Below are 24745 nucleotides of genomic sequence, written 5' to 3'. Positions count from 1 at the left end.
GTGTTCCCCGGTCAGGGGGCGCAGTGGTTGGGGATGGGGCGCGGACTCCTTGAGTCCTCGCCGGTGTTCGCGGCGCGTGTGGCGGAGTGCGAGGCGGCTCTTGGGCCCTTTGTCGACTGGTCGTTGACGGAGGTGCTGCGAGGCGAGGACGACGCCTGGATGCAGAAGGTGGACGTCGTCCAGCCCGTGTTGTGGGCGGTCATGGTTTCGCTCGCCGCGGTGTGGGAGTCGCTGGGCATCGAGCCGGCCGCCGTGATCGGGCACTCGCAGGGGGAGATCGCGGCTGCTGCGGTGGTCGGAGCGCTGAGTCTGGAGGACGCGGCACGGGTCGTGGCCCTCAGGTCGGCGGCCATCCGCGATGAACTCGCCGGTCGCGGTGGGATGTTGTCGCTGGCGACCGGTGCGGAGCAGGCGTCGGGGTGGATTGCGTCGTATGGCGACCGGGTGTCGATCGCTGTCTACAACGGCCCCGATGCCACCGTGGTGGCCGGTGATCCGGAGGCGCTGGACGAGATCACTGCTCTTGCTGAAGCCGGTGGTGTGCGGGCCCGGCGGGTTCCGGTGGACTACGCCTCGCATTCCGCGCACGTGGAGGACATCCGGGAACGGCTGCTGGACGTACTCGCTCCGGTGGCACCGGAGGCCGCCCGTATCCCGGTGATCTCCACCGTCACCGGTGGGGTGTTGGACACGACGGCGATGGGCGCCTCGTACTGGTACGAGGGCCTGCGTCGGCCCGTCCGCTTTACAGACGCGGTTCAAGAGGCGCTTGCGCAGGGGCACTTCCGGCTCATCGAGGTCAGCGCTCATTCCGTACTGACCATGGGTGTCCAGGCCATCGCGGAGGCCGAGGAGAAGCCGGTCACGGTGGTCGGCACCCTTCGGAGGGATGAGGAGGAGAACGGCCGCTTCATCGCGAACGCGGCCGAACTCTGGGTCCACGGGACGGACATCGACTGGTCCGCCGTATACGCGGGGCGTCCCGTCAGCCGCGTCGACCTCCCGACGTACGCCTTCCAACGCGAGAGCTTCTGGCTCGAGGCGTCCCACGCCTCGGGCGACCCCGCCGAACTGGGCCTCGGATGCCTCGACCACCCTCTGCTGGGTGCCACCGTCAGCCTTGCCGCGGACGGAGGACTGGTTCTCACCGGCCGGCTCTCCCTCCGCACCCACCCTTGGCTCGCCGACCACGCCGTGGCGGGGACGGTCCTCTTTCCGGGGGCGGGCTTTGTGGAGCTGGCGATCCGGGCCGGGGACGAGGTCGGCTGCGGACACCTCGCCGAACTCACCCTCCAGTCACCGCTGGTCCTCCCCGAGCAGGGCGCCGTACAGCTCCAGGTCGTGCTCGCCACTCCTGACGAGACAGGCGGCCGAGATCTGACGATCCACTCGCGGCCTGACGGGCTCGACGCACCCTGGACCACGCACGCAGTGGGCGAAGTGTCCTCGGAGGCGGCACCGGCATCGGCGCCGGTTGACGAGTTCACCGCTTGGCCTCCGCAGGGCGCAGAGGTCGTGGACGTCTCGGACTTCTACTCGGCGGCCGCTGCTTCCGGTTATGAGTACGGGCCGGTGTTCCAGGGGCTGCGTGCGGTGTGGCGGCGTGGGGGTGAGGTCTTCGCCGAGGTCGAGCTGGGGGAGCAGGAGCGGGGCGAGGCTTCGCGGTTCGGGGTTCATCCGGCGTTGTTGGATGCGGCGTTGCATGCGGTGTTGCCGGTGGGTGGTGGAGAGACTCGGTTGCCGTTTGTGTGGTCGGGGGTGTCGTTGTCGGCGGTGGGGGCGTCGGCGGTGCGGGTGCGGTTGGTTCCGGCTGGTGGGGACGCGGTGTCGGTGTGGGTGGCCGATGCCGGGGGTGCGCCGGTTGCGCATGTGGAGTCGCTGGCGTTGCGGCCGGTTGCGGTGGAGGCGCTGGGGTCCGCCGTCCGCGAGACCTTGTTCCGGCTGGACTGGACACCCCTCACTTCCACGGCCGGTGCCGACGAGCCAAGTTGGGCGGTGCTCGGCGCCGAGGATCGGTTCGCGCTCGGCCGTGCGCGACACCAGACGCTGACCGCCCTGGCCGAGGCGGAGGGCCTGCCCGCGCTGGTGCTCTGGTCACCGCCCGCGCCGGAGAACGTCGGACTGGCCACCGCAACCGCGGCCGTGACGGGCGCGGTGCTGTCGATGGTCCAGGAGTGGCTGGCGGACGAGCGATTCGCCGAGGCGCGCTTGGTGGTCGTGACGCGTGGCGCCGTGGGCACGGGTGGGGACGGGCCCGCTGATCTCGCCGCCTCCGCCGTGTGGGGGCTGTTGCGTTCGGCCGAGGCCGAGAATCCCGGACGGTTCGGACTCGTCGACCTCGACCAGGGCACCGCCGGTCTCGTCCCCGCCCTCGCCGCGCTCGGCATCGGGGAGTGGCAGGTCGCGGTCCGTGATGGTGAGGTGCTGGCGCCACGCCTCGTGCGCGCCGTCGCCGAATCCGAGGGCTCGAACCGTGGTGGCTTCGGTGACGGCACGGTGCTGGTCACGGGGGGTACGGGGACCTTGGGTGGACTGGTCGCCCGGCACCTGGTCGCGGAGCACGGGGTACGGCGACTGGTGCTGGCCAGCCGGCGGGGGACCGAGGCACCGGACGCGGCGGGCTTGGTGGCGGAGCTGGAGGCTGCGGGTGCCGTTGCCGAAGTGGTGGCCTGCGACGCGGCCGACCGGGAGGCGTTGCGGGCGTTGCTCGCCGAGCGTCCGGTCACGGGTGTGGTGCACCTCGCGGGCGCCCTCGACGACGGCGTCGTCACGGCACTGACCCCGGACCGCCTCGACGCCGTACTGCGCCCCAAGGTGGACGCGGCCGTCAACCTGCACGAGTTGACGCGCGAACACGACCTCTCCGCCTTCGTCCTCTTCTCCTCCGCCGCCGGTGTCTTCGGCACGGTCGGCCAGGCCAACTACGCCGCCGCGAACACCTTCCTGGACGCCCTCGCCCAGCGGCGTCGGACTGAGGGGCTGCCCGGGATCTCCCTGGCCTGGGGTCTGTGGGCCGACGCCAGCGGGATGACCGACGCGATGACGGAGGCCGACCGGGCCCGGGTCACCCGTCAGGCGATGATCCCCCTGACCAGCGCCGAGGGACTGGCCGCCCTCGACGCCGCCCTGACACGGGACGACGCGCACCTCGTACCCCTCGCCTTCGACCGTGCCGCGCTGCGGACCCAGGCGAGCACGGGCGCACTTCCGCCGCTGCTGCGCACCCTCGTGCCCACCACGACGGTCCGCCGAGTCGTCGCCACCGACCGCACCGCCCCGGGGCGGTCCTCCCTCGCCCGCCGGCTCCTGGCGCTCCCTGTGCCGGAGCGCGAGGCGGTCGCCCTGGACACCGTCCGCACCCATGTCGCCTCCGCCCTCGGCCACGCGGGGACAGCCTTGATCGGAGCCGATCGGACCTTCAAGGAGTTGGGTTTCGACTCGTTGTTGGCGGTGGAGTTGCGGAATCGGTTGGGTGAGGCGTCGGGGGTGAGGTTGCCGGCGACGTTGGTGTTCGATTTTCCGACGCCGGTGGCGGTGGCGGGTCTGCTGGTGGATGAGTTGGTGGGGTCCGCTGGTGGGGTTCAGCCGGTGGTGGCGGCTTCGCGTGTGGACGACGATCCGGTGGCGATCGTGGCGGTGGCGTGTCGGTATCCGGGTGGGGTGAGGTCGCCGGAGGGGTTGTGGCGGCTGGTGGTGGAGGGCCGGGATGCGGTGGGTGCGTTCCCGGTGGATCGGGGTTGGGATCTGGAGGGGCTGTTCGATCCGGATCCGGGGGCGGTGGGGAAGTCGTACGCCCGGGAGGGCGGATTTCTATACGACGCCGGTGAGTTCGACCCTCAGCTGTTCGGGATTTCGCCGCGTGAGGCGGTGGCGATGGATCCGCAGCAGCGGTTGCTGTTGGAGACGTCGTGGGAGGTGTTCGAGCGGGCGGGTATCGCGGTGGACTCGGTGCGGGGCAGTCGTACCGGTGTCTTCGCGGGCGTGATGTACCACGACTACGCCAGCCGGCTCCCGAACATCCCTGAGGACATTGAGGGATACATAGGAACGGGGACCTCCGGAAGCGTCGTCTCCGGCCGGCTCGCCTACACCTTCGGGCTCGAGGGCCCTGCGGTCTCTGTCGATACGGCCTGTTCGTCCTCGCTGGTCGCGCTGCACCTCGCGGCCCAGTCCCTGCGTCAGGGGGAGTGCGACCTCGCCCTGGCGGGCGGTGTCACCGTCATGCCCACGCCGGGCACGTTCATCGACTTCAGCCGTCAGCGGGGGTTGGCCGCGGATGGTCGGTGCAAGTCCTTCGCGGCGGCTGCGGATGGGACGGGGTGGGCTGAGGGTGCGGGTGTGTTGTTGCTGGAGCGGTTGTCGGATGCTCGCCGCCATGGGCATCAGGTGCTCGCGGTGGTGCGGGGGTCTGCGGTCAATCAGGACGGTGCGTCGAATGGTTTGACGGCGCCGAACGGGCCTTCCCAGCAGCGGGTGATTCGGCAGGCGTTGGCCAGTGCTGGGTTGTCGGCCGGTGATGTGGATGCGGTGGAGGCGCACGGTACGGGCACGACGTTGGGTGATCCGATCGAGGCGCAGGCGCTGCTGGCCACGTATGGGCAAGAGCGGGATGCCGAGCGGCCGTTGTGGTTGGGGTCGGTGAAGTCGAACATCGGGCATGCGCAGGCTGCTGCCGGTGTCGCGGGTGTCATCAAGATGGTGATGGCGATGCGGGAGGGTGTCCTGCCGCGCACCCTGCACGTCGACGAACCCACCCCGCACGTCGACTGGTCCTCCGGTCATGTCTCCCTTCTGACCGAAGAGCGTTCTTGGGAATCGCCGAACGGTGTGCGCCGAGCGGGAGTCTCGTCCTTCGGCGCGAGCGGGACGAACGCGCACGTCATCTTGGAGGAGGCCCCGGAGGTCGTCGTGGCGGAGGCGGTTGCTGAGCCTTCGGCCCCGGTGAGTGGGGTGCTGCCGTGGGTGTTGTCGGCCGGGTCCGCTGAGGCGCTGGGGGCGCAGGCGGAGCGGTTGGCGGGCGCGGTGGGTTCGCTTGACCCGGTGGATGTGGGCTGGTCGTTGGCGACCGGTCGGGCTGGGCTGGGGCATCGGGCTGTGGTGTGGGGACGTGACCGTGCCGAGCTGACGGCGGGGCTGGCGGATGTCGGCTCGTCGGGGGCGGTGGTCGAGGGCCGGCTCGCGGTGCTGTTCACGGGTCAGGGTGCGCAGCGGGCTCGGATGGGTGCGGAGCTGGCGGCCGAGTTCCCGGTGTTCGCACAGGCGTTGGACGAGGTGTGCGGGGCCTTTGACGGGCTGCTGCCGGAGTCTCTCGCTGAAGTGCTGCTTCATGAGCCTGATTTGCTGGACCAGACGGTCTTCACGCAGGCCGGTCTGTTCGCCGTAGAAGTGGCTCTCTATCGGCTGGCCGAGTCCTGGGGGGTGCGCCCGGACTTCGTCATGGGGCATTCGATCGGCGAGCTGACCGCCGCGTATGTGGCGGGGGTGTTCTCTCTGGAGGACGCCTGCCGGCTGGTCGCGGCCCGGGGCCGGCTCATGCAGGCGCTGCCCGGGGGCGGGGCGATGCTCGCCGTGCAGACCGGTGTCGAGGACGTACTCGCGGCAATAGGAGACCGGGTCGATCTGGCAGCGGTCAATGGGCCGACCTCGGTCGTCCTCTCCGGCCCTGAAACCGAGATCGAGGCCGTACGGGAGCGTTTCACGGAGGCCGGGGTCAAGACGCGGCGGCTGAAGGTCTCGCATGCCTTCCACTCCTCGCTGATGGAGCCGATGCTCGCCGACTTCGAGGAGATCGCCTCCGGTATCTCGTACGCGGAACCGCGGATCCCGATCGTGTCCAACGTGTCCGGACGTCCGGCGGGCGAAGAGATACGCACTCCCGCCTATTGGGTGCGGCATGTGCGGGAGGCGGTGCGTTTCGCCGATGGAGTCGCTTGGCTGGCCGATGCCGGAGTGACGAGGTTCCTGGAGCTGGGCCCGGACGCCACCCTGACCGCGATGGGCGCAGAGTGCGCGGAGGGCCTGTTCGTCCCCGCGACCCGCCGGGGCCACGACGAGGTCGAGACCTTCACCGCATCTCTCTCCCGCCTCTGGACCAGCGGTGCACACGTCGACTGGCCGGCCCTCTTCACCGGCCGCAACCCAACCCGCGTCGACCTCCCCACCTACCCCTTCCAACACCAGCGCTACTGGCTGGAGTCCAGCACCACCACGACCGACGTCAGCGGCGCCGGACTGTCCACCACGGACCATCCGCTGCTCGGCGCCGCCGTGAGCCTCGCCGGTGATGGCGGACTGGTCATGACCGGCTGCCTGTCCATCCGCACCCACGCCTGGCTCGCGGACCACGCGGTGTCGGGCACGGTCCTCTTCCCGGGCACCGGCTTCGTGGAACTGGCGATCCGGGCCGGGGACGAGGTCGGCTGCGGCCATCTCGCCGAACTGGCCCTCCAGGCACCGCTGCTCCTCCCCGAGCAGGGCGCCGTACAGGTCCAGGTCGTGGTCGGCGCCCCTGACGAGGACGGGCAGCGCTCGCTCACCGTCTACTCCCGGGGCGAGGAGTCGGGCCCGGAGGCCGCCTGGACCGCGCATGCGCAAGGCGTCCTCACGGATGCCCCGGCGACAGTCCCCGCCCACCTCACTGCATGGCCGCCCGAGGGCGCGGACCCGGTCGATGTGTCCGCCTTCTACGCCGAGGCGGAGACCGCTGGTTACGGCTACGGCCCCGCCTTCCGCGGCCTGACCGCCGCCTGGCGGCACGGTGACGAGATCTTCGCCGAAGTGGAGTTGCCGGAGACGGAAGACGCGACGGCATTCGGGATGCACCCGGCGCTGCTGGACTCCGCGCTGCATGCGCTGCTCGCGACCTCGGATTCACACACCGAGCTGCGGTTGCCGTTCCTCTGGGAGGGCGTCTCGCTCCTCGCCTCCGGCGCCACCGCCGCCCGCGTCCGCATCACCACCAGCGGCGAGAACACCCTCTCCGTCCTCCTCGCCGACGCCATGGGCGAGCCCATCGTCAGCGCCGACTCCCTGACGCTGCGGCCCCTCACGGCTGAGCAGCTGACCCCCACGGACACGGACTCCCTGTACCGGCTGACGTGGGAGAGCGCACCGCAGCCCGCCGACACCGACACGGTCGCCGACTGGGCCGTCCTCGGCCGGGACGGCGTGCTGCCGGGCGGGGCCGTTCCGCCATACGTCCTGTTCGCCCCGACCGCGGGCGGCGACGCCGAGGGAACCACCGCCGAGGTGCTGGCGCTGCTGCAGGGCTGGGTCGCCGATGAGAGGACGGCCGCCTCCTGGCTCGTGGTCGTCACACGCGGCGCGGTGGCCACCGGCGACGACGACGTCGTAGACCTGGCGACCGCACCCGTCTGGGGCCTCGTCCGGTCCGCGCAGTCCGAGTACCCCGGGCGGTTCCTCCTTCTCGACCTGGACCCGATCGGTGACGGTGACGATGACACCGTGGTACGGGCGGCGTTGGCCAGTGGTGAGCCGCAGGCGGCGGTCCGTGGGGGCCGGGTGCTGGTGCCGCGCCTGATACGTGCGGCGGATTCCGGCGAGAGCCTGACGGTTCCGTCCGACGCGTCCGCTTGGCGGCTGGACACCTCGCACAAGGGAACCCTCGACGGCCTCGCGCTGGTGCCGGCGCCCGACGCCTCCGCACCGCTCGCCGCAGGCCAGGTACGGATCGCCGTCCGCGCGGCCGGGGTGAACTTCCGTGACGTCCTGATCGGCCTCGGCATGTACCCGGGTGAGGCGTCGATCGGCAGTGAGATCGCCGGTGTGGTGGTGGAAGCCGCCGAGGACGTCACCGAGTTCGCGCCGGGTGACCGAGTCCTTGGTCTCGTGCCCCGCAGCTTCGGGCCGGTGGCCGTCGCCGACGCGCGTGTGCTGGCGCCGATTCCGGAGGGGTGGTCGTTCGAGCAGGCGGCTGCCGTACCGGTGGTGTTCCTGACCGCCTATTACGGCTTGGTCGATCTCGGTTCGGTTCTGCAGGGCGACACCGTGCTGGTGCATGCCGGTGCCGGTGGTGTCGGCATGGCGGCGATCCAGCTGGCGAAGCACTTCGGCGCCACGGTTCTCGCCACGGCCAGTCCCGGGAAGTGGGATGTGCTGCGGGGCCTCGGCCTCACCGACGAACAGATCGCCTCGTCCCGCGACTTGAGCTTCCGGGAGGCCTTCGTCGATGCCGGGGTGACCGTGGTGCTCAACTCGCTCGCCGGTGAGTACGTCGACGCCTCCCTCGCCCTGTTGACCTCCGGTGGCCGCTTCCTGGAAATGGGCAAGACGGACATCCGCGATGCGCGCCGGCTCGCCGACGGCGTCCAGTACACCGCCTTCGACATGCTGGACGCCGGTCCGGTCCGGATCGGCGAGATGCTGCGGACGCTGATGGGCCTGTTCGCGTCCGGTGCTCTCGTGCCGCTTCCGGTGCGGGCGTGGGATGTGCGCCGGGCCCGGGAGGCGTTCCGGTTCATGAGCCAGGCCCGGCACACCGGCAAGGTCGTGCTCACCATGCCGCGCCCCCTCGACCCGGACGGCACGGTGTTGATCACCGGCGGTACCGGCACCCTGGGTTCCCTCGTCGCCCGTCACCTCGCCACTCAGCACGGGATACGGCATCTGCTGCTCACCAGCCGCCAGGGACCCGACGCCCCGGGCGCCCCTGAACTCGTGGCTGAGCTTGAGCAATTGGGCGTCGCGGTGACCGTCGCCGCCTGTGACGTCTCCGACCGCGGCCAGCTCGCCGCCCTTCTCCACGGCCGCGATCTGACGGGCGTCGTCCATACCGCCGGAGTCCTTGCCGACGGCCTCATCACCGCCCTCACCCCCGAGCAGCTCACCACGGTCTGGCGACCGAAGGCCCAAGCCGCCCTCAACCTCCACGAGCTCACCCGCGACCACGATCTGGCCCTGTTCGCGCTGTACTCCTCCGCCTCCGGCGTCTTCGGCGGCGCCGGACAGGCCAACTACGCCGCCGCCAACACCTTCCTCGACGCCCTCGCCCACCACCGCCGCGCCCAAGGCCTGCCCGCCACCTCCCTCGCCTGGGGCCTGTGGGAGCAAGCCAGTGCGATGACGGGCGAGTTGGGACGGGCGGATCGTCAACGGCTGAGCAGGACGGGTGTCGCGCCGTTGCCGTCGGCGGAGGGTCTCGCGCTGCTGGACCGAGCCGTCGCCAGCACCGAGGCCGCACTGGTCCCCGTCCGCCTCGACCTCGCCGGACTGCGAGGCGCCGAGGCCGTACCCGCCGTACTGCGCGGCCTGGTCCGCACCGCGCCCACCCGGCGCTCGGCCTCCACCGCCGACGCGGCCACCGCGCTCACCGCGCGCCTGGCCGGGCTCAGCGGCTCCGAGCGGCGACGACACCTGGTGGATCTGGTGCGCCGAAGTGTCGCCGCGGTTCTGGGACACGCCTCCGAGCAGTCCGTCGACGTCGAACGCTCCTTCAAGGAGCAGGGCTTCGACTCCCTGACCGCCGTGGAACTGCGCAACCGCCTCAACACCGCGACCGGGCTGCGCCTCCCCACCGCCGTCGTCTTCGACCACCCCGACCCGGCCCGCCTCGCCGATCACCTGCATAGCGAACTGTGGGATGCGAAAGAAGAGTTGACCGTCCCCACATCACTCGCCCCGTCGGACGAGCCGATCGCCATCGTCGGGATGGCCTGCCGCTTCCCGGGCGGAGTGGCCTCGCCGGAGGACCTGTGGCGGCTGGTCGCCGAGGGGGTCGACACCATCGGTGCCTTCCCCGCCGACCGTGGCTGGGATCTGGACGGGGTCTACCACCCCGACCCGGCGCACCCCGGGACCAGCTACACCCGACAGGGCGGATTCCTGTACGACGCCGCCGAGTTCGACCCCGAGCCATTCGGGATCTCGCCGCGCGAGGCACTGGCCATGGACCCGCAGCAGCGGTTGCTGCTGGAGACGACCTGGGAGGCGTTCGAGCGGGCGGGGCTGCCGCCGACGTCGCTGCGCGGCAGCCGTACCGGTGTGTTCGCGGGGGTGGTGGCGACCGACTACGCGGCGCGCCTTGGGACCGTGCCCGGTGATGTCGAGGGCTACCTCGGTACCGGCAACACCTCCAGCGTGGCCTCCGGACGGCTCGCCTACACCTTCGGTCTGGAGGGGCCCGCGGTCACCGTCGACACGGCGTGCTCGTCGGCCCTCGTGGCACTGCATCTCGCGGCGCAGTCGCTGCGGCAGGGGGAGTGCGATCTCGCCCTCGCCGGGGGTGTCGCGGTGATGCCGTCGCCGTACATGTTCGTGGAGTTCAGCCGGCAGCGCGGGCTCGCCGCCGACGGGCGCTGCAAGGCGTTCTCGGCCGCGGCGGACGGCACGTCCTGGTCGGAGGGCGCGGGTGTGCTCGTGGTCGAGCGGCTGTCGGACGCGCTCCGCGAGGGGCACGAGGTGCTGGCGGTCGTGCGCGGGTCGGCGATCAACCAGGACGGTGCCTCCAACGGGCTGACCGCGCCCAACGGCCCGTCGCAGCAGCGGGTCATACGGCAGGCCCTCGCGGGCGCCGGACTGACCGTGGCCGATGTCGACGCGCTGGAGGCGCACGGCACCGGCACCGCCCTCGGTGACCCGATCGAGGCGGAGGCGCTGCTGGCCACGTACGGACAGGGACGGGACGCGGACCGGCCGCTGTGGCTCGGTTCGGTGAAGTCGAACATCGGGCACACCCAGGCCGCCGCCGGTGTCGCGGGTGTCATCAAGATGGTGATGGCGATGCGGGCGGGCGTGCTGCCGCGGACCCTGCACGCCGATGAGCCCACCCCGCATGTCGACTGGTCCGCGGGCGGCGTACGGCTGCTGACCGAGGGGCGGGAGTGGGCGGAGAACGGCCGGCCCCGTCGCGCCGGGGTGTCCTCCTTCGGCATCAGTGGGACCAACGCGCACGTCATCCTGGAGCAGGCGCCCGCGGCAGCCGAGATTCCCGCCACTGAGGAGCCGGGTGCCGCCCTTCTCCCGTGGGTGTTCTCCGGGCGGACGGAGGGCGCCCTGCGGGCCCAGGCGGAACGGCTCGCCGCCTTCACCGCCGAGATGCCCGGTCTCTCCGCCGGCGGTGTCTCCTTGTCGCTCGCCGCGACCCGCGCCGCCCTCGACCACCGGGCCGTCGTCCTCGCCGAGGACAGCGACGGGTTCCGGCGGGGCCTCGCGGCCGTCGCCTCGGGTGCCCGTGCGCCGGAGGCGGTCACCGGGGTTGCCTCCGACGGCTCCCTCGCCGTGCTCTTCACCGGGCAGGGCAGCCAACGGGTCGGCATGGGGCGGGAGTTGTACGACGCCTTTCCCGCCTTCGCGCGCGCCTTCGACGCCGTATGCGAAGCGCTCGACGCCCATCTCGAACGGCCGCTGCGGGAGGTGTTGTTCGCGGAGCCGGGGACTGCGGACGCGGAGCTGTTGGACCGTACCGAATGGGCCCAGCCCGCTCTCTTCGCGGTCGAGGTGGCCCTGTTCCGGCTGGTCGAGCAGTGGGGTGTCCGGGCCGACCACGTCGCCGGGCACTCCGTCGGAGAGCTGGCCGCCGCCCATGTGGCCGGGGTGCTCTCGCTCGCCGACGCCGCCGAACTGGTCGTCGCGCGCGGGCGGTTGATGCAGTCGATGCCCGACGACGGAGTCATGCTCTCCGTGCGGGCGGGCGAGGACGAGGTCCGGGAGTCACTCACCGGCCACGAGGGTGCCGTCGGCGTGGCCGCCGTCAACGGGCCCGCCTCCGTGGTGATCGCGGGGGACCGGGAGACCGTCGCCGAACTGGACGCCCTGTGGCGCGCACGCGGCCGTAAGACCAAGTTCCTGCGGGTCAGCCACGCCTTCCACTCCCCGCACATGGACGGGATGCTCGCCGAGTTCGGTACCGTCGCCGCCGGGCTCGACTACGCCGAACCCCGCCTCCCGGTCGTCTCCAACGTCACGGGCGCGGGCGCCGCACCGGGCGAGCTGGGCACCCCCGAGTACTGGGTACGGCATGTCCGGGAGACCGTCCGCTTCCGCGACGGCGTGCGCTGGCTGCGCGAGCAGGGCGTGACGGCCTTCCTGGAGCTGGGCCCCGACGGGGTCCTGACCGCCATGGCCGACGAGTGCCTCGAAGAGCCCGCGCTGCTGCTGCCCGCCCTGCGCAAGGACCAGCCGGAAGCGGCGACGCTGCTACGGGCCCTGGCGAGTCTGTACGTCAACGGCGGCACCGTCGACTGGGCGGCGCTCCACGACGGCGGCACCGCCCGGCGGGTGGAACTGCCCACGTACCCGTTCCAGCGCTCCCGTTACTGGCTGGAGTCCGCCCGCCGTACGGACTCGGACACCGTCGACGCCCGTTTCTGGGAGCTGGTCGAGAACCAGGACGCCGCCGCTCTCGCCACCGCGCTGGACCTCGGCACGGACCCCGGCGAACTGGGGGCCCTGCTCCCGGCTCTGGCCTCCTGGCGGCGCGGCGAGCGGGACCGCTCCACCCTGGACGCCTGGCGCTACCGCACGGTGTGGAAGCCCGTCACCGCCCTCGGCTCCGGTCGTCTGGACGGTACGTGGCTGGCCGTGCTGCCGGACGACGAGCCGACGCCGGTTCCCGACGCCCTCGGTGCCCTTGACGCTCTCCGGGTCCTCGACGCTCTCCGTGCCCTCGGCGCCGACGTCGTCGAGGTCCGCTTGTCCGCGGAGGCGCTGCGACTCGGGACCGGGCATGTCGCCGGGTTGCTGCGGGACGCGGCGCCCGACGTCCGTGGCGTGCTCTCCCTGCTGCCCGGCAGCCATCCGCTCGGCGCCACGCTGACGCTGCTCCAGGCCCACGTGGCCGCCGGTCTCGACGCCCCGCTGTGGTGTGTCACCCGGGGCGCCGTCGCCGTCACGCCCGACGAGCGGATCGCCGACCCCGCGCTCGCCCAGGTGTGGGGCCTGTGCCGGGTCTTCGGGCTGGAACACGCGCCGCTCTGGGGCGGTCTGGTCGATCTCCCGGCCACCGTGGACGAGCGGGCCGCCGCCCGGTTCGCCGCCGTCCTCGCCGGTACCGACGGGGAGGACGAGTGCGCCGTGCGCCCCTCGGGGACCTTCCTGCGCCGCCTGACCCGCGCCACCACGACCGGCACCCGGCCCGCTGTTGAGTGGAAGCCCGGTGGCACGGTCCTGATCACCGGCGGCACCGGTGGACTCGGCGCCCACATCGCGCGGTGGCTGGCCCGGAACGGCGCCGAGGACCTCGTGCTGACCAGTCGGCGCGGCCCCGACGCGCCCGGCGCGGCCGAACTCACCGCCGAGCTGACCGCACTCGGCGCCCAGGTCTCCGTCGTCGCCTGCGACATCGCCGACCGGGACGCCGTCGCCGCGCTCCTCGACACCCTGCCCGGACGCCGGCCGCTCAGCACCGTCGTCCATGCGGCGGGCATCGGCCACTTCACCGCCGTAGCAGATCTGACGCAGGATCAACTCGCGGAGGTGCTGGCCGCCAAGGCGGACGGTGCCGACCATCTCGACGCGCTGCTCGGCGACCGGGAGTTGGACGCCTTCGTGCTGTTCTCGTCCATCGCCGGGGTGTGGGGCAGTGGCCAGCAGGCAGGGTACGCCGCCGCCAACGCCCATCTCGACGCCCTCGCCCAGGATCGCCGGGCACGTGGCCTCACCGCGACCGCCGTGTCCTGGGGTGCCTGGGCCGACGGCGGTATGGCCGACGGCGAGATGACCACGCACCTGGCCCGCCGCGGTATCCGGGTGATGCGGCCCGAACTGGCCGTCGCCGCGCTCCAGCAGGCGCTGGACCGGAACGACACCACTGTCACCGTCGCCGATGTCGACTGGGAACGCTTCGTCCCGGCCTACACCGCCACCCGGCACCGCCCGCTCATCACCGAACTGCCCGAGACCGAAGCGCACTTGACCTCCTCGACGATGGAGGCCGACGGCGAGTTCGCCCGCAAGCTCGCCGGACGCGCCCCGCAGGAGCAGGAGCGTCTGCTCACGGAGACCGTGCTCAGCGAGGTCGCGGCCGTCCTCGGCCACGGCGACACCGCCGGCCTCCAGCCCGCCCGCGCCTTCAAGGATCTCGGCTTCGACTCGCTGACCGCCGTCGAACTGCGGAGCCGGCTGGCCACCGCCACCGGACTGCGGCTGCCGTCCACGCTGGTCTTCGACCACCCGACCCCGGCCGCGCTCGCCGCCCACCTGCGCGGCGAACTCCTGGGCGCCGACGACGAGGTGACGGTCCCCACCGCCCAGGTCCGTACGGACGAGCCGATCGCGATCGTCGGCATGGCCTGCCGCTACCCGGGCGGGGTCACCTCGCCGGAGGACCTGTGGCGGCTGGTCATCGAACAGGGCGACGCCATCGGACCCTTCCCCGCCGACCGCGGCTGGGACGTCGAGACGCTGTACGACCCGGACGGGCACCGCCCGGGTACCTCCTACCTCCGCGAAGGCGGCTTCCTCTACGACGCCGCCGGATTCGACGCCGAGTTCTTCGGGATCTCGCCGCGCGAGGCGCTGGCCATGGACCCGCAGCAGCGGTTGCTGCTGGAGCTGTCCTGGCAGGCGCTGGAGCGGGCCGGGCTGCCCCCGACCCGGCTGCACGGCTCGGCCACGGGACTGTTCGTCGGCTCCAACGGCCAGGACTACGCCGCCCTGTTGGGCCGTACGCCTGAAGCCGTCGCCGGATACCAGGCCACTGGAAGTGCCGCCGCCGTCGTCTCCGGCCGCATCGCCTACGCGCTCGGCCTCGAGGGCCCGGCCGTCACCGTCGACACGGCGTGCTCGTCGTCGCTGGTCGCCCTGCACATGGCCGTGCAGTCGCTGCGCAACGGCGAGTGCGAGCTGGCGCTCGCGGCCGGGGTGACGATCATGTCGACGCCCGGGGCCTTCGTGGAGTTCAGCCGCCAGCGCGGGCTCGCCGCCGACGGCCGTTGCAAGCCCTTCGCCGAGTCGGCGGACGGCACCGGCTGGTCGGAGGGCGCCGGAGTGCTCGTGGTCGAGCGGCTGTCCGACGCGGTCCGCAACGGCCACCAGGTGCTGGCGGTCGTGCGCGGCTCGGCCATCAACCAGGACGGCGCGTCCAACGGGCTCACCGCCCCTAACGGCCCCTCCCAGCAACGCGTCGTACGGCAGGCCCTGGCCGCCGCCGGACTCACCGCCGCCGACGTCGACGCCGTCGAGGCGCACGGCACGGGCACGACGCTGGGCGACCCCATCGAGGCGCAGGCGCTGATCGCCACCTACGGCAGGGCCCGGGACGCCGAACAGCCGCTCTGGCTCGGCTCGGTGAAGTCCAACATCGGCCACACCCAGGCCGCGGCCGGGGTCGCCGGGGTGATCAAGATGGTGATGGCGATGCGCGAGGGCGTCCTGCCGCCGTCCCGGCACGCCGAGGAGCCCACCAGCCACGTCGACTGGTCCGACGGAACCGTCGCCCTGCTCGACCGGCCCGTGCCCTGGGAGCGGGGCCGCACCGGACCGCGGCGGGCCGGTGTCTCCGCCTTCGGGATGTCCGGCACGAACGCCCACGTCATCCTGGAGGAGGCACCGCCGGGGGCGGCCCCGAGCGGCCCGGTGATCGTCTCCGGGCCGGCGGGACTGTCCGGGTCCCCGGTGCTGCCGCTGGCTCTGTCGGCCCGTACCGACGAGGCGTTGACCGCGCAGGCGGACCACCTCGCGGGCGTAGTGGCGGACAGCGATCCGGTCGACGTCGGCTGGAGCCTGCTCACCACCCGCTCCCCCCTGGAGCGTCGCGCGGTGGTGTGGGGTGCCGGCGCGGACGAACTGGCCTCTTCTCTACGGGCGTTGGCCTCCGGTGCGGCCACCGCGCACGCCGTCACCGGAACCGCCTCCGAGGCGGGCGGCGGGCACGTGTTCGTCTTCCCGGGGCAGGGGTCGCAGTGGCTGGGGATGGGGCGGGGGCTGTTGGAGTCCTCGCCGGTGTTCGCGGCGCGTGTCGCGGAGTGTGAGGCGGCGCTCGGGCCCTTTGTGGACTGGTCGTTGACGGAGGTGTTGCGCGGCGAGGACGACGCGTGGATGCGGCGGGTCGATGTCGTCCAGCCTGTGCTGTGGGCGGTCATGGTGTCGCTGGCTGCGGTGTGGGAGTCGCTCGGCATCGAGCCGGCCGCTGTTATCGGGCATTCGCAGGGTGAGATCGCGGCCGCGGCTGTCGTCGGTGCGCTGAGCTTGGAGGACGCGGCTCGAGTTGTGGCGCTGCGGTCTGCTGCGATACGCGATGAACTCGCCGGTCGCGGTGGAATGTTGTCGCTGGCGACGGGCGCCGATCAGGCGTCGGCGTGGGTGGAGCCGTACGGCGAGCGCGTCGCGGTGGCCGTCTACAACGGTCCCGATGCCACGGTCGTCGCCGGTGACCCGGAGGCCTTGGACGAGATCGCGGCTCTCGCCGAAGCCGGTGGTGTCCGCGCCCGCCGCGTTCCGGTGGACTACGCCTCGCACTCCGCGCAGGTCGAGGACATCCGGGAGCGGCTGCTGGAGGCGCTCGCGCCGGTGGTGCCGCAGGTCTCCCGGGTGCCGGTGATATCGACGGTCAGCGGTGAGGTGCTGGACACCTCGGCGATGGATGCCTCCTACTGGTACGAGGGCCTGCGTCAGCCGGTGCGCTTCACCGAAGCGGTCCAACACGCCCTCGGTCAGGGCCACTTCCGGTTCGTCGAGGTCAGCGCCCATCCTGTACTGACCATGGGCGTCCAGGCCATCGCGGAGGCCGGGGAGAAGCCGGTCACCGTGGTCGGCACCCTGCGAAGGGACGAGGACGAGAACGCCCGCTTCATCGCCGGTGCGGCCGAATTGTGGGTCACCGGCGCCGACATCGACTGGTCCGCCGTCTACGCGGGCCGCCCCGCCACTCGCGTCGACCTGCCGACGTACGCCTTCCAGCACCGCCGCTACTGGCTGGAGGCCGACGAGGACACCACCGCCCCCGCCACCACGCTGGACGCCGACTTCTGGGAGGCCGTCGAGAGCCAGGACATGGACGCGCTCACCGGGTTCGGCGGTGAGCGGGACGCCTGGCGTGCGGTGCTGCCGGAGCTCGCCTCCTGGCGGCGGCGCCGGCGTGAGCTGTCCACTGTGGACGGCTGGCGGTACCGGGTCGCCTGGAAGCAGCAGCCCGACACCGACGCCCCGGCCACCCTGTCCGGCCGCTGGCTCCACCTGACCCCCGAGGGCGCCGGAGGCGACTGGTGCGACGGTCTCGCCGCGCTGCTCACCGAGCGTGGCGCGGACGTGGTGAGCGTGCCCGTGCCGCCCGGCGGCGCCGACCGGGCACTGGTCGCCCGGCTGTTGACCGACGCGGCCGGGGAAGTGGGCGTGACCGGTGTGCTCTCCAGCCTGGCGCTGGCCGACGAACGGCCCGCCGACGGCCACCCCATGGTCGCCGAGGGCGTCGCCGCCACCCTCGCCCTGATCCAGGCCGTCACCGACACCGGACTCGCCGCCCGCGTCTGGTGCGTCACCCGTGGCGCCGTCGCCACCGGCTACGGCGACGAGATCACCCACCCCGTCCAGGCCGAGGTCTGGGGCATGGGCCGGGTCGCCGCGCTGGAACTGCCCAACCAGTGGGGCGGCATCCTAGATCTGCCCGCCGACCTCGACGACGAGCGGGTCCGCCGCCGGATCGTGGCCGTGCTCGCGCAACAGGACACGATCGAGCACGACCAGGTCGCCGTACGGACCGTGGGGCTCCTCGCCCGCCGGATGGTGCCCGCACCACTGCCGTCCGAAGGGCCGGTACGGGACTGGAAGCCACGCGGCACGGCGATCGTCACCGGCGGCACCGGGCTGCTCGGCGGCATCCTCGCCCACTGGCTCGCCCGCAACGGCGCCGAGCACCTCGTCCTCACCAGCAGGCGGGGCATGGACGCCCCCGGCGCCGCCGAACTGCGGGCGCAGCTGGAGGAGTCGGGGGCCAGGGTCACCGTCGCCGCCTGCGATGTCACCGACCGCGCCGCGCTCGCCTCGCTCATCGACGGGCTCGACGCGGCCGGCGAGGACATCCGTGCCGTGTTCCACACCGCGGTCCTGTACGAGCTCGGCGCTCTCGCCGAAACCACCCTCGACCAGTACGGCAACGTCATCGACGCCAAGATCACCGGAGCCCGGACGCTCGCCGACCTGCTCGGCGAGCGGGAGCTGGACGCCTTCGTCGTCTACTCCTCCGTCGCCGCCCTGTGGGGCAGCGGCGACCACGGCGCCTACTCCGCCGCCAACGCCCACCTCGACGCCTGGGCGCTCGGCCAACGGGCCCGCGGGGTGCCGGTCACCGCCGTCGCCTGGGGCATCTGGGACGCCGTCAACGAGCGCGACAGCCGGGACGCCGCCGAACGGCCCGTCCTCAACCGGCGCGCCCAGCGCCAGGGCCTGCCCCTCATCGACCCCGAACTCGCCCTCACCGCCTTCCAACAGGTGCTCGACCACGACGAGGTCAACGTGGCCGTCGCCGACGTCGAATGGCAGCGTTTCACCCAGCTGTTCACCTCGGCCCGGGACACCCACTTCCTGGACGACCTCCCACAGGCCCGGCCGTACCTGCCCACGCCGGGCGAGCCCGCCGCCGTCAGCCAGGCGGGTGCCTCGGAACTGCTCGGCCGACTGCGCGGACTGCCCGCGGGCGAACAGGAGCGCGAGCTGCTGGAGTTGGTCCGCGCCCAGGCCGCTGCCGTGCTCGGCCACAGCGGCCCCGCGACCATCGACCCGGAGCGCGCCTTCAAGGAGCTCGGCTTCGACTCGCTCACCGCCGTCGAACTGCGCAACCGGCTCGGCGCCGCCACCGGCCTCGCCCTGCCCACCACCCTCGTTTTCGAACACCCCACCGCCACCGCCGTCGTCGCCCTGCTCCGCCGCGAACTGGCCCTGGACGGCGCCATCGAGACCCTCGGAGCCACCGGGGACGTCCTCACCGAACTCGGCCGGCTCGAAGAGGCGCTGGCCGCCGCCACCCCCGACACCGACACCCGCCTCAAGCTCACCCGGCAGCTCCAGAGCCTCCTGGTGCGGCTGACCGACGACGACGGAACCGGCGCCGACAGCGCCGACGACGAGGCCGACCTCGAAGCCGCCACCGCGGACGAGATGTTCGCCCTCATCGACCGCGAATTCGGTACGTCCTGACACCCGCCCCCCGGCCCCATGACCGACGACCGCCCCCGATCCGACCGACGACCGCCCAGCACCCTGGAGATGTCGACGATGGCGCAGAACGAAGCGAAGCTCCTCGAATACCTCAAGCGGGTCACCAACGACCTGCGCCAGGCCCAGAGCCGCCTCGCCGCCGCCGAGGAGAAGGACCGCGAGCCGATCGCCGTCGTCGGCATGGCCTGCCGCTACCCGGGCGGCGTCGACTCACCCGAAGCGCTGTGGCGGCTCGTCGGCGAAGGGGCCGACGCCATCGGCGGGCTCCCCGACAACCGCGACTGGGACCTGGACAACCTCTACGACCCCGACCCGGACCGGCACGGCAGGAGCTACGTCCGCGAGGGCGGATTCCTGTACGACGCCGACCGGTTCGACGCGGCACTGTTCGGCATCTCCCCGCGTGAGGCGATGGCCATGGACCCGCAGCAGCGGATCCTGCTGGAGGTGGTGTGGGAGGCCTTCGAGCGGGCCGGGGTCCCCGTCAGCTCCCTGCGCGCCACCGCCACCGGCGTCTTCGTCGGCTGCAACCCGCTCGACTACCGCTCCGGCATCCACGAGGTCCCCGAGGGCTTCGAGGGCCACCTCGTCACCGGCAGCGCGAGCAGCATCGTCTCCGGCCGGATCGCCTACACCTTCGGCCTCGAAGGCCCCGCCGTCACCCTCGACACCGCCTGCTCCTCCTCACTGACCGCCCTTCACCTCGCCGCGCAGTCGCTGCGCCACGAGGAGTGCGGACTCGCGGTCGCCGCGGGCGTCGCCATCATGTCCACCTCCGACGAGTTCACCGGCTGGAGCCGGCAGCGCGGCCTCGCCGCCGACGGCCGCTGCAAGGCCTTCGCCGCCGACGCCAACGGCATGGGCCTGGCCGAGGGCGCCGGCGTCCTCGTCCTCGAACGGCTCTCCGACGCCCGCCGCAACGGCCACCGCGTCCTCGGCCTGCTCAAGGGCTCCGCCCTCAACCAGGACGGCGCCTCCAACGGCCTGACCGCGCCGAGTGGTCCGGCCCAGCAGCGCGTCATCCGGCAGGCCCTCCTCAACTGCCGCCTCAACCCCGCCGACGTGGACGCGGTGGAGGCACACGGCACCGGGACCCCGCTGGGCGACCCCATCGAGGCGCGGGCGCTGCTGGCCACCTACGGGCAGGGGCGGGACCCGGAGCGGCCGTTGTGGCTGGGGTCGATCAAGTCGAACATCGGGCACGCGCAGGCCGCCGCCGGCATGGCGGGCGTCATCAAGATGCTGATGGCCATGCGGGAGGGCGTGCTGCCGCGCACCCTGCACGTGGCCGAACCCACCCCGCACGTGGACTGGACGGCCGGTGCCGTACGGCTGCTGACCGAGCCGACCCCCTGGCCGGAGACCGGCCGCCCGCGGCGGTGCGCTGTTTCCGCGTTCGGCATCAGCGGCACGAACGTGCATGTGGTGCTGGAAGGGGCGGCGGAGACCGCTCCGGACAGCGGGTCTACCGAACCTGACGGCAGGTCTTCCGCCGAGGCGAGCGGCATCGTGCCCTGGGTGCTGTCGGCCGGCTCCGCGGAGGCGCTGACGGCGCAGGCCGGGCGGCTCGCGGACGCGGTGGACGGGCTTCGTCCGGTGGACGTGGGCTGGTCCCTGGCGACCGGGCGGGCCGCACTGGCGCATCGGGCGGTCGTGTGGGGGCGGGACACTGCCGAGCTGACGGCGCGGCTGGGCTCGGTGGAGTCCCCGGGCGCGGTCGCCGACGGCCGGCTCGCGGTGCTGTTCACCGGCCAGGGGGCGCAGCGGGCGCGGATGGGCGCGGAACTCGCGGTCGAGTTCCCGGTGTTCGCGCGTGCGCTGGACGAGGTGTGCGCCGGATTCGAGGGTCTGCTGCCAGGGTCGCTGACGGAGGCGCTGTCGGACGAGTCCGACGGCTCGCTGGACCGCACGGTGTACACCCAGGCAGGTCTGTTCGCGGTCGAGGTCGCCCTCTACCGGCTCGCGGAGTCCTGGGGCGTCCGCCCGGACTTCGTGATGGGGCATTCGGTGGGGGAGCTGACCGCCGCTCACGTGGCCGGGGTGTTCTCGCTGGAGGACGCCTGCCGTCTGGTGGCGGCCCGGGGCGGCCTGATGGACGCGCTGCCCTCGGGCGGGGCGATGCTCGCGGTGCGGGCCGAGGTGGCCGAGGTCCGGAGCGTCCTCGCCTCCCTCGGCGACGCGGTGGACGTGGCGGCGGTCAACGGGCCCGCCTCCGTGGTCGTGTCGGGCTCCGAGGCGAACGTCGAGATCGTGCGCGAACGCTTCGAGCTGGCGGGGGTCAAGACACGGCGGCTCAAGGTCGCCCACGCCTTCCACTCCTCGCTGATGGAACCGATGCTGGCCGAGTTCGCACGGGTCGCCGCCGAGATCTCGTACGACGCACCGCGCGTCCCGGTCGTGTCCAACGTGTCCGGACGGGTGGCCGACGAGGAGATACGCACCCCCGAGTACTGGGTGCGGCACGTCCGGGAGGCGGTGCGGTTCGCGGACGGCATGGAGTGGCTCGCCGACGCGGGAGTGAGCAGGTTCCTGGAACTGGGCCCGGACGCCACGCTGACGTCGATGGGCGCCGGCTGCGTGGACGGCCTGTTCGTCGCCGCCACCCGCCGGGGGCACGGTGAGGTCGAGACGTTCACCGGGGCGGTGTCCCGCCTGTGGGCGAGCGGCGTCGACGTCGACTGGGCCGCACTGTTCTCCGGGCGCGACCCGCACCCGGTCGACCTGCCGACGTACGCCTTCCAGCGCGAGCGCTACTGGCTCCACGTCACGGGCGGCTCCAGTGACCCCGCCGGGCTGGGGCTCGGCGAGGCCGGGCATCCGTTGCTGGGCGCGGCGGTGGGTCTCGCCGCCGACGGCGGGGTCGTCCTGACCGGACGGCTCTCCCTGCGCTCCCACCCTTGGCTCGCGGACCACGCCGTCGCCGGGACGGTCCTCTTCCCGGGCACCGGCTTCGTCGAGCTGGCGATCCGCGCCGCCGACGAGGTCGGGTGCGCGAGCGTGCGGGAGCTGACGCTCCAGGCGCCGCTGGTCCTGCCCGAACAGGGCGGCGTACAGGTCCAGGTCGTGGTCGGTCCCCCGGAGGAGGACGGACAGCGCTCCCTGGCCGTCTACTCCCGACCGGAGGACGCGGGCCCGGACTGGACCGCGCACGCCGAAGGCGTCCTGGCCGAGACATCGGCCACCGCCCCCGCCGACCTGACCGCCTGGCCGCCGGAGGGCGCGGAGCCGGTCGACGTCTCCGGTTTCTACGCCGAGGCCGAGGCCGTGGGTTACGGCTACGGCCCCGCCTTCCGGGCCATGACCGCCGCCTGGCGGCGCGGCGTGGAGGTCTTCGCCGAAATCACGCTCCCCGAACCCGCCCGCACGGACGCCACCTCCTACGGCCTCCACCCGGCCCTCCTCGACGCGGCCCTGCACCCACTCGGCGTCCTCACCGAGGCCGGCGAAGGCGACGAAGCCGGCAGGAGCGACGCAGCCGACCCCGAGGCCCACACCATCCGCGTCCCTTTCGCCTGGCGGGACGTCACCCTGTACGCCTCCGGAGCTGGGCAGGTCCGGGTCGCCCTCACACCCGGCGGCCCCGACGGAACGGTCCCGGCGGTCACCGTCGCCGACCCGGCCGGGAGCCCAGTGCTCACCGCCGCCTCCCTCACCCTGCGCCCGCTGAGCGCCGAACAGCTCCCGGCCGCCCCCGTCCACGGCGACCGGCTCTTCCGCCTCGACTGGCGGCCCCTCGAAGCCGCCGTACCCGAGACCGCGCACGACGAGGCCTGGGCGACCCTCGGCCCCGACCCGCTGGGGCTCGGCGCCGGCCTCCAGTACGCCGGTACGACCGTCTCGGCCTACGCCGACCTGGCCGCCCTCACCGCCGTACTCGACGCGGGCGTCCCCGCGCCCCCCGTGGTCCTGCTCCCCTGCGCCGCCCCCGGCGGCCGGACCCCGCAGGACGCCGAGCCCGCGCACGACGCCGTGCAGGCCACCCTCGCGGCGCTGCGGGACTGGCTCGCCGAGCCCCGGCTCGCCGACACCCGCCTCGTCGTCGTCACCTCCGGCGCCGTGGCCACCCGCACCGGCGAGGACGTCACCGATCTCGCCCACGCCCCGCTGTGGGGGCTCCTGCGCACCGCGCAGAACGAACACCCCGACCGCTTCCTCCTGGTGGACACGGTCGGCGAACCCGAGTCACTGGCCGACGCCGTACGCGCCGCCCTCGCCGCGGGGGAGCCGCAGTTCGCCCTGCGCGGGGACCAGGTCCTGGTGCCCCGGCTGGCCCGCTGGACCCCGACGGCCCAGGGAACTGTCTGGCGCGCCGACGGCACCGTGCTCATCACCGGCGGCCTGGGCACCCTCGGCACCCTCGTCGCCCGCCACCTGGCCGGGGAACACGGCGTGCGCCGGCTCCTGCTCACCAGCCGCTCGGGCACCGACTCCCCGGGCGCGGAGGCACTCGTGGCCGACCTGGCCCGGCTCGGCGCCGACGCCGAGGTGATCGCCTGCGACGTCGCCGACGCCGGCGAACTGGCCGCCCTGTTCGACAAGATCTCCGAGGACCATCCGCTGACCGCGGTGGTGCACGCCGCCGGGGTGGTCGACGACGCCGTCCTGTCCGCCCTCACCCCCCAGCAGGTCGAGGCCGTGCTGCGCCCCAAGGTGGACGCGGCCCTCGCCCTGCACTCCCTCACCCGCGACCTGGACCTCTCGGCCTTCGTCCTGTTCTCCTCCACCGCGAGCGTCCTGGGCGGTCCGGGCCAGGCCAACTACGCGGCCGCCAACGCCTTCCTGGACGCCCTCGCCCACCACCGCCGGGCCCATGGCCTGCCCGCCACCTCCATCGCCTGGGGACTGTGGGGGGAGACCAGCGGCATGACCGGCCGACTCCACCGGGCCGACCTGGACCGCATCACCCGCTCCGGGCTCGCCCCGCTCTCCTCCCCGGTCGCCCTCGACCTGCTCGACCGTGCGGGCGCGAGCGACGACGCCCTGCTCGTCGCGGCCGAACTCGCCATGGCCACCCTGCGCCGCAACGCCCGCGCGGGACTGGTGCCCCCAGTGCTCGGCGGCATCGTCCCCACCCCGGCGCGGCGCGCCTCCGCCCAGCAGGCCGACACGGACGGCCCCAGCCTGGCCCGGCAGCTGGCCGGCAAGGACACGAAGGAGCGGCTGGCCTTCCTCCAGGATCTGGTGCGCCGCCATGTGACCGAGGTGCTGGCCCACGGCAGCACCGCCGCCCTCGACGCCGACCGCGACTTCTCCGACCTCGGCTTCGACTCGCTCACCGCGGTCGAGCTCCGCAACCGGCTGGGCGGCGTGACCGGACTGCGGCTGCCCACCAGCCTCGTCTTCGACTACCCCAGCCCCCGCGCGCTCGCCGCCCACCTGGAGAGCCGACTCGCCCCCGACGACACCGAACGGGCCACCGTTCTGGCCGAGTTGGAGCGGCTGGAGGCGGCCCTCGCCGCCGCACCCCCGACCGCCGAGGGCCGCACCGCGCTGCTCAAACGACTCCAGTCGATGGTCTGGCGGCTGGAGGAGGACGGCACCGCGCCGGCCGAGGAGCCGACGGCCGCGACCGGGATCGACGAGGCCACCGACGACGAGATGTTCGCCCTGATCAACAAGGAACTCGGCCTCGGCTGAC

The 24745-nt window shown here is 73.0% G+C and carries 1 protein-coding gene and 1 pseudogene; both read left to right on the top strand.

Going from position 1 to position 24745, the window contains the following annotated elements; all coding sequences use genetic code 11:
* Window positions 1-19086, top strand: coding sequence for a type I polyketide synthase (locus tag AC068Z_RS42080; protein ID WP_478569032.1), 19086 nt, complete (start codon window positions 1-3; stop codon window positions 19084-19086).
* 120 nt (window positions 19087-19206) lie between these two features.
* Window positions 19207-24744: pseudogene (locus AC068Z_RS42075) on the top strand (type I polyketide synthase); the annotation flags it as partial.
* Between the last annotated feature and the right edge of the window lies 1 nt (window position 24745).

It is taken from the genome of Streptomyces sp. NPDC043726, assembly GCF_056436565.1.
Note: the sequence above shows the minus strand (reverse complement) of the source record. Positions and strands in the feature narration are given on the sequence as shown.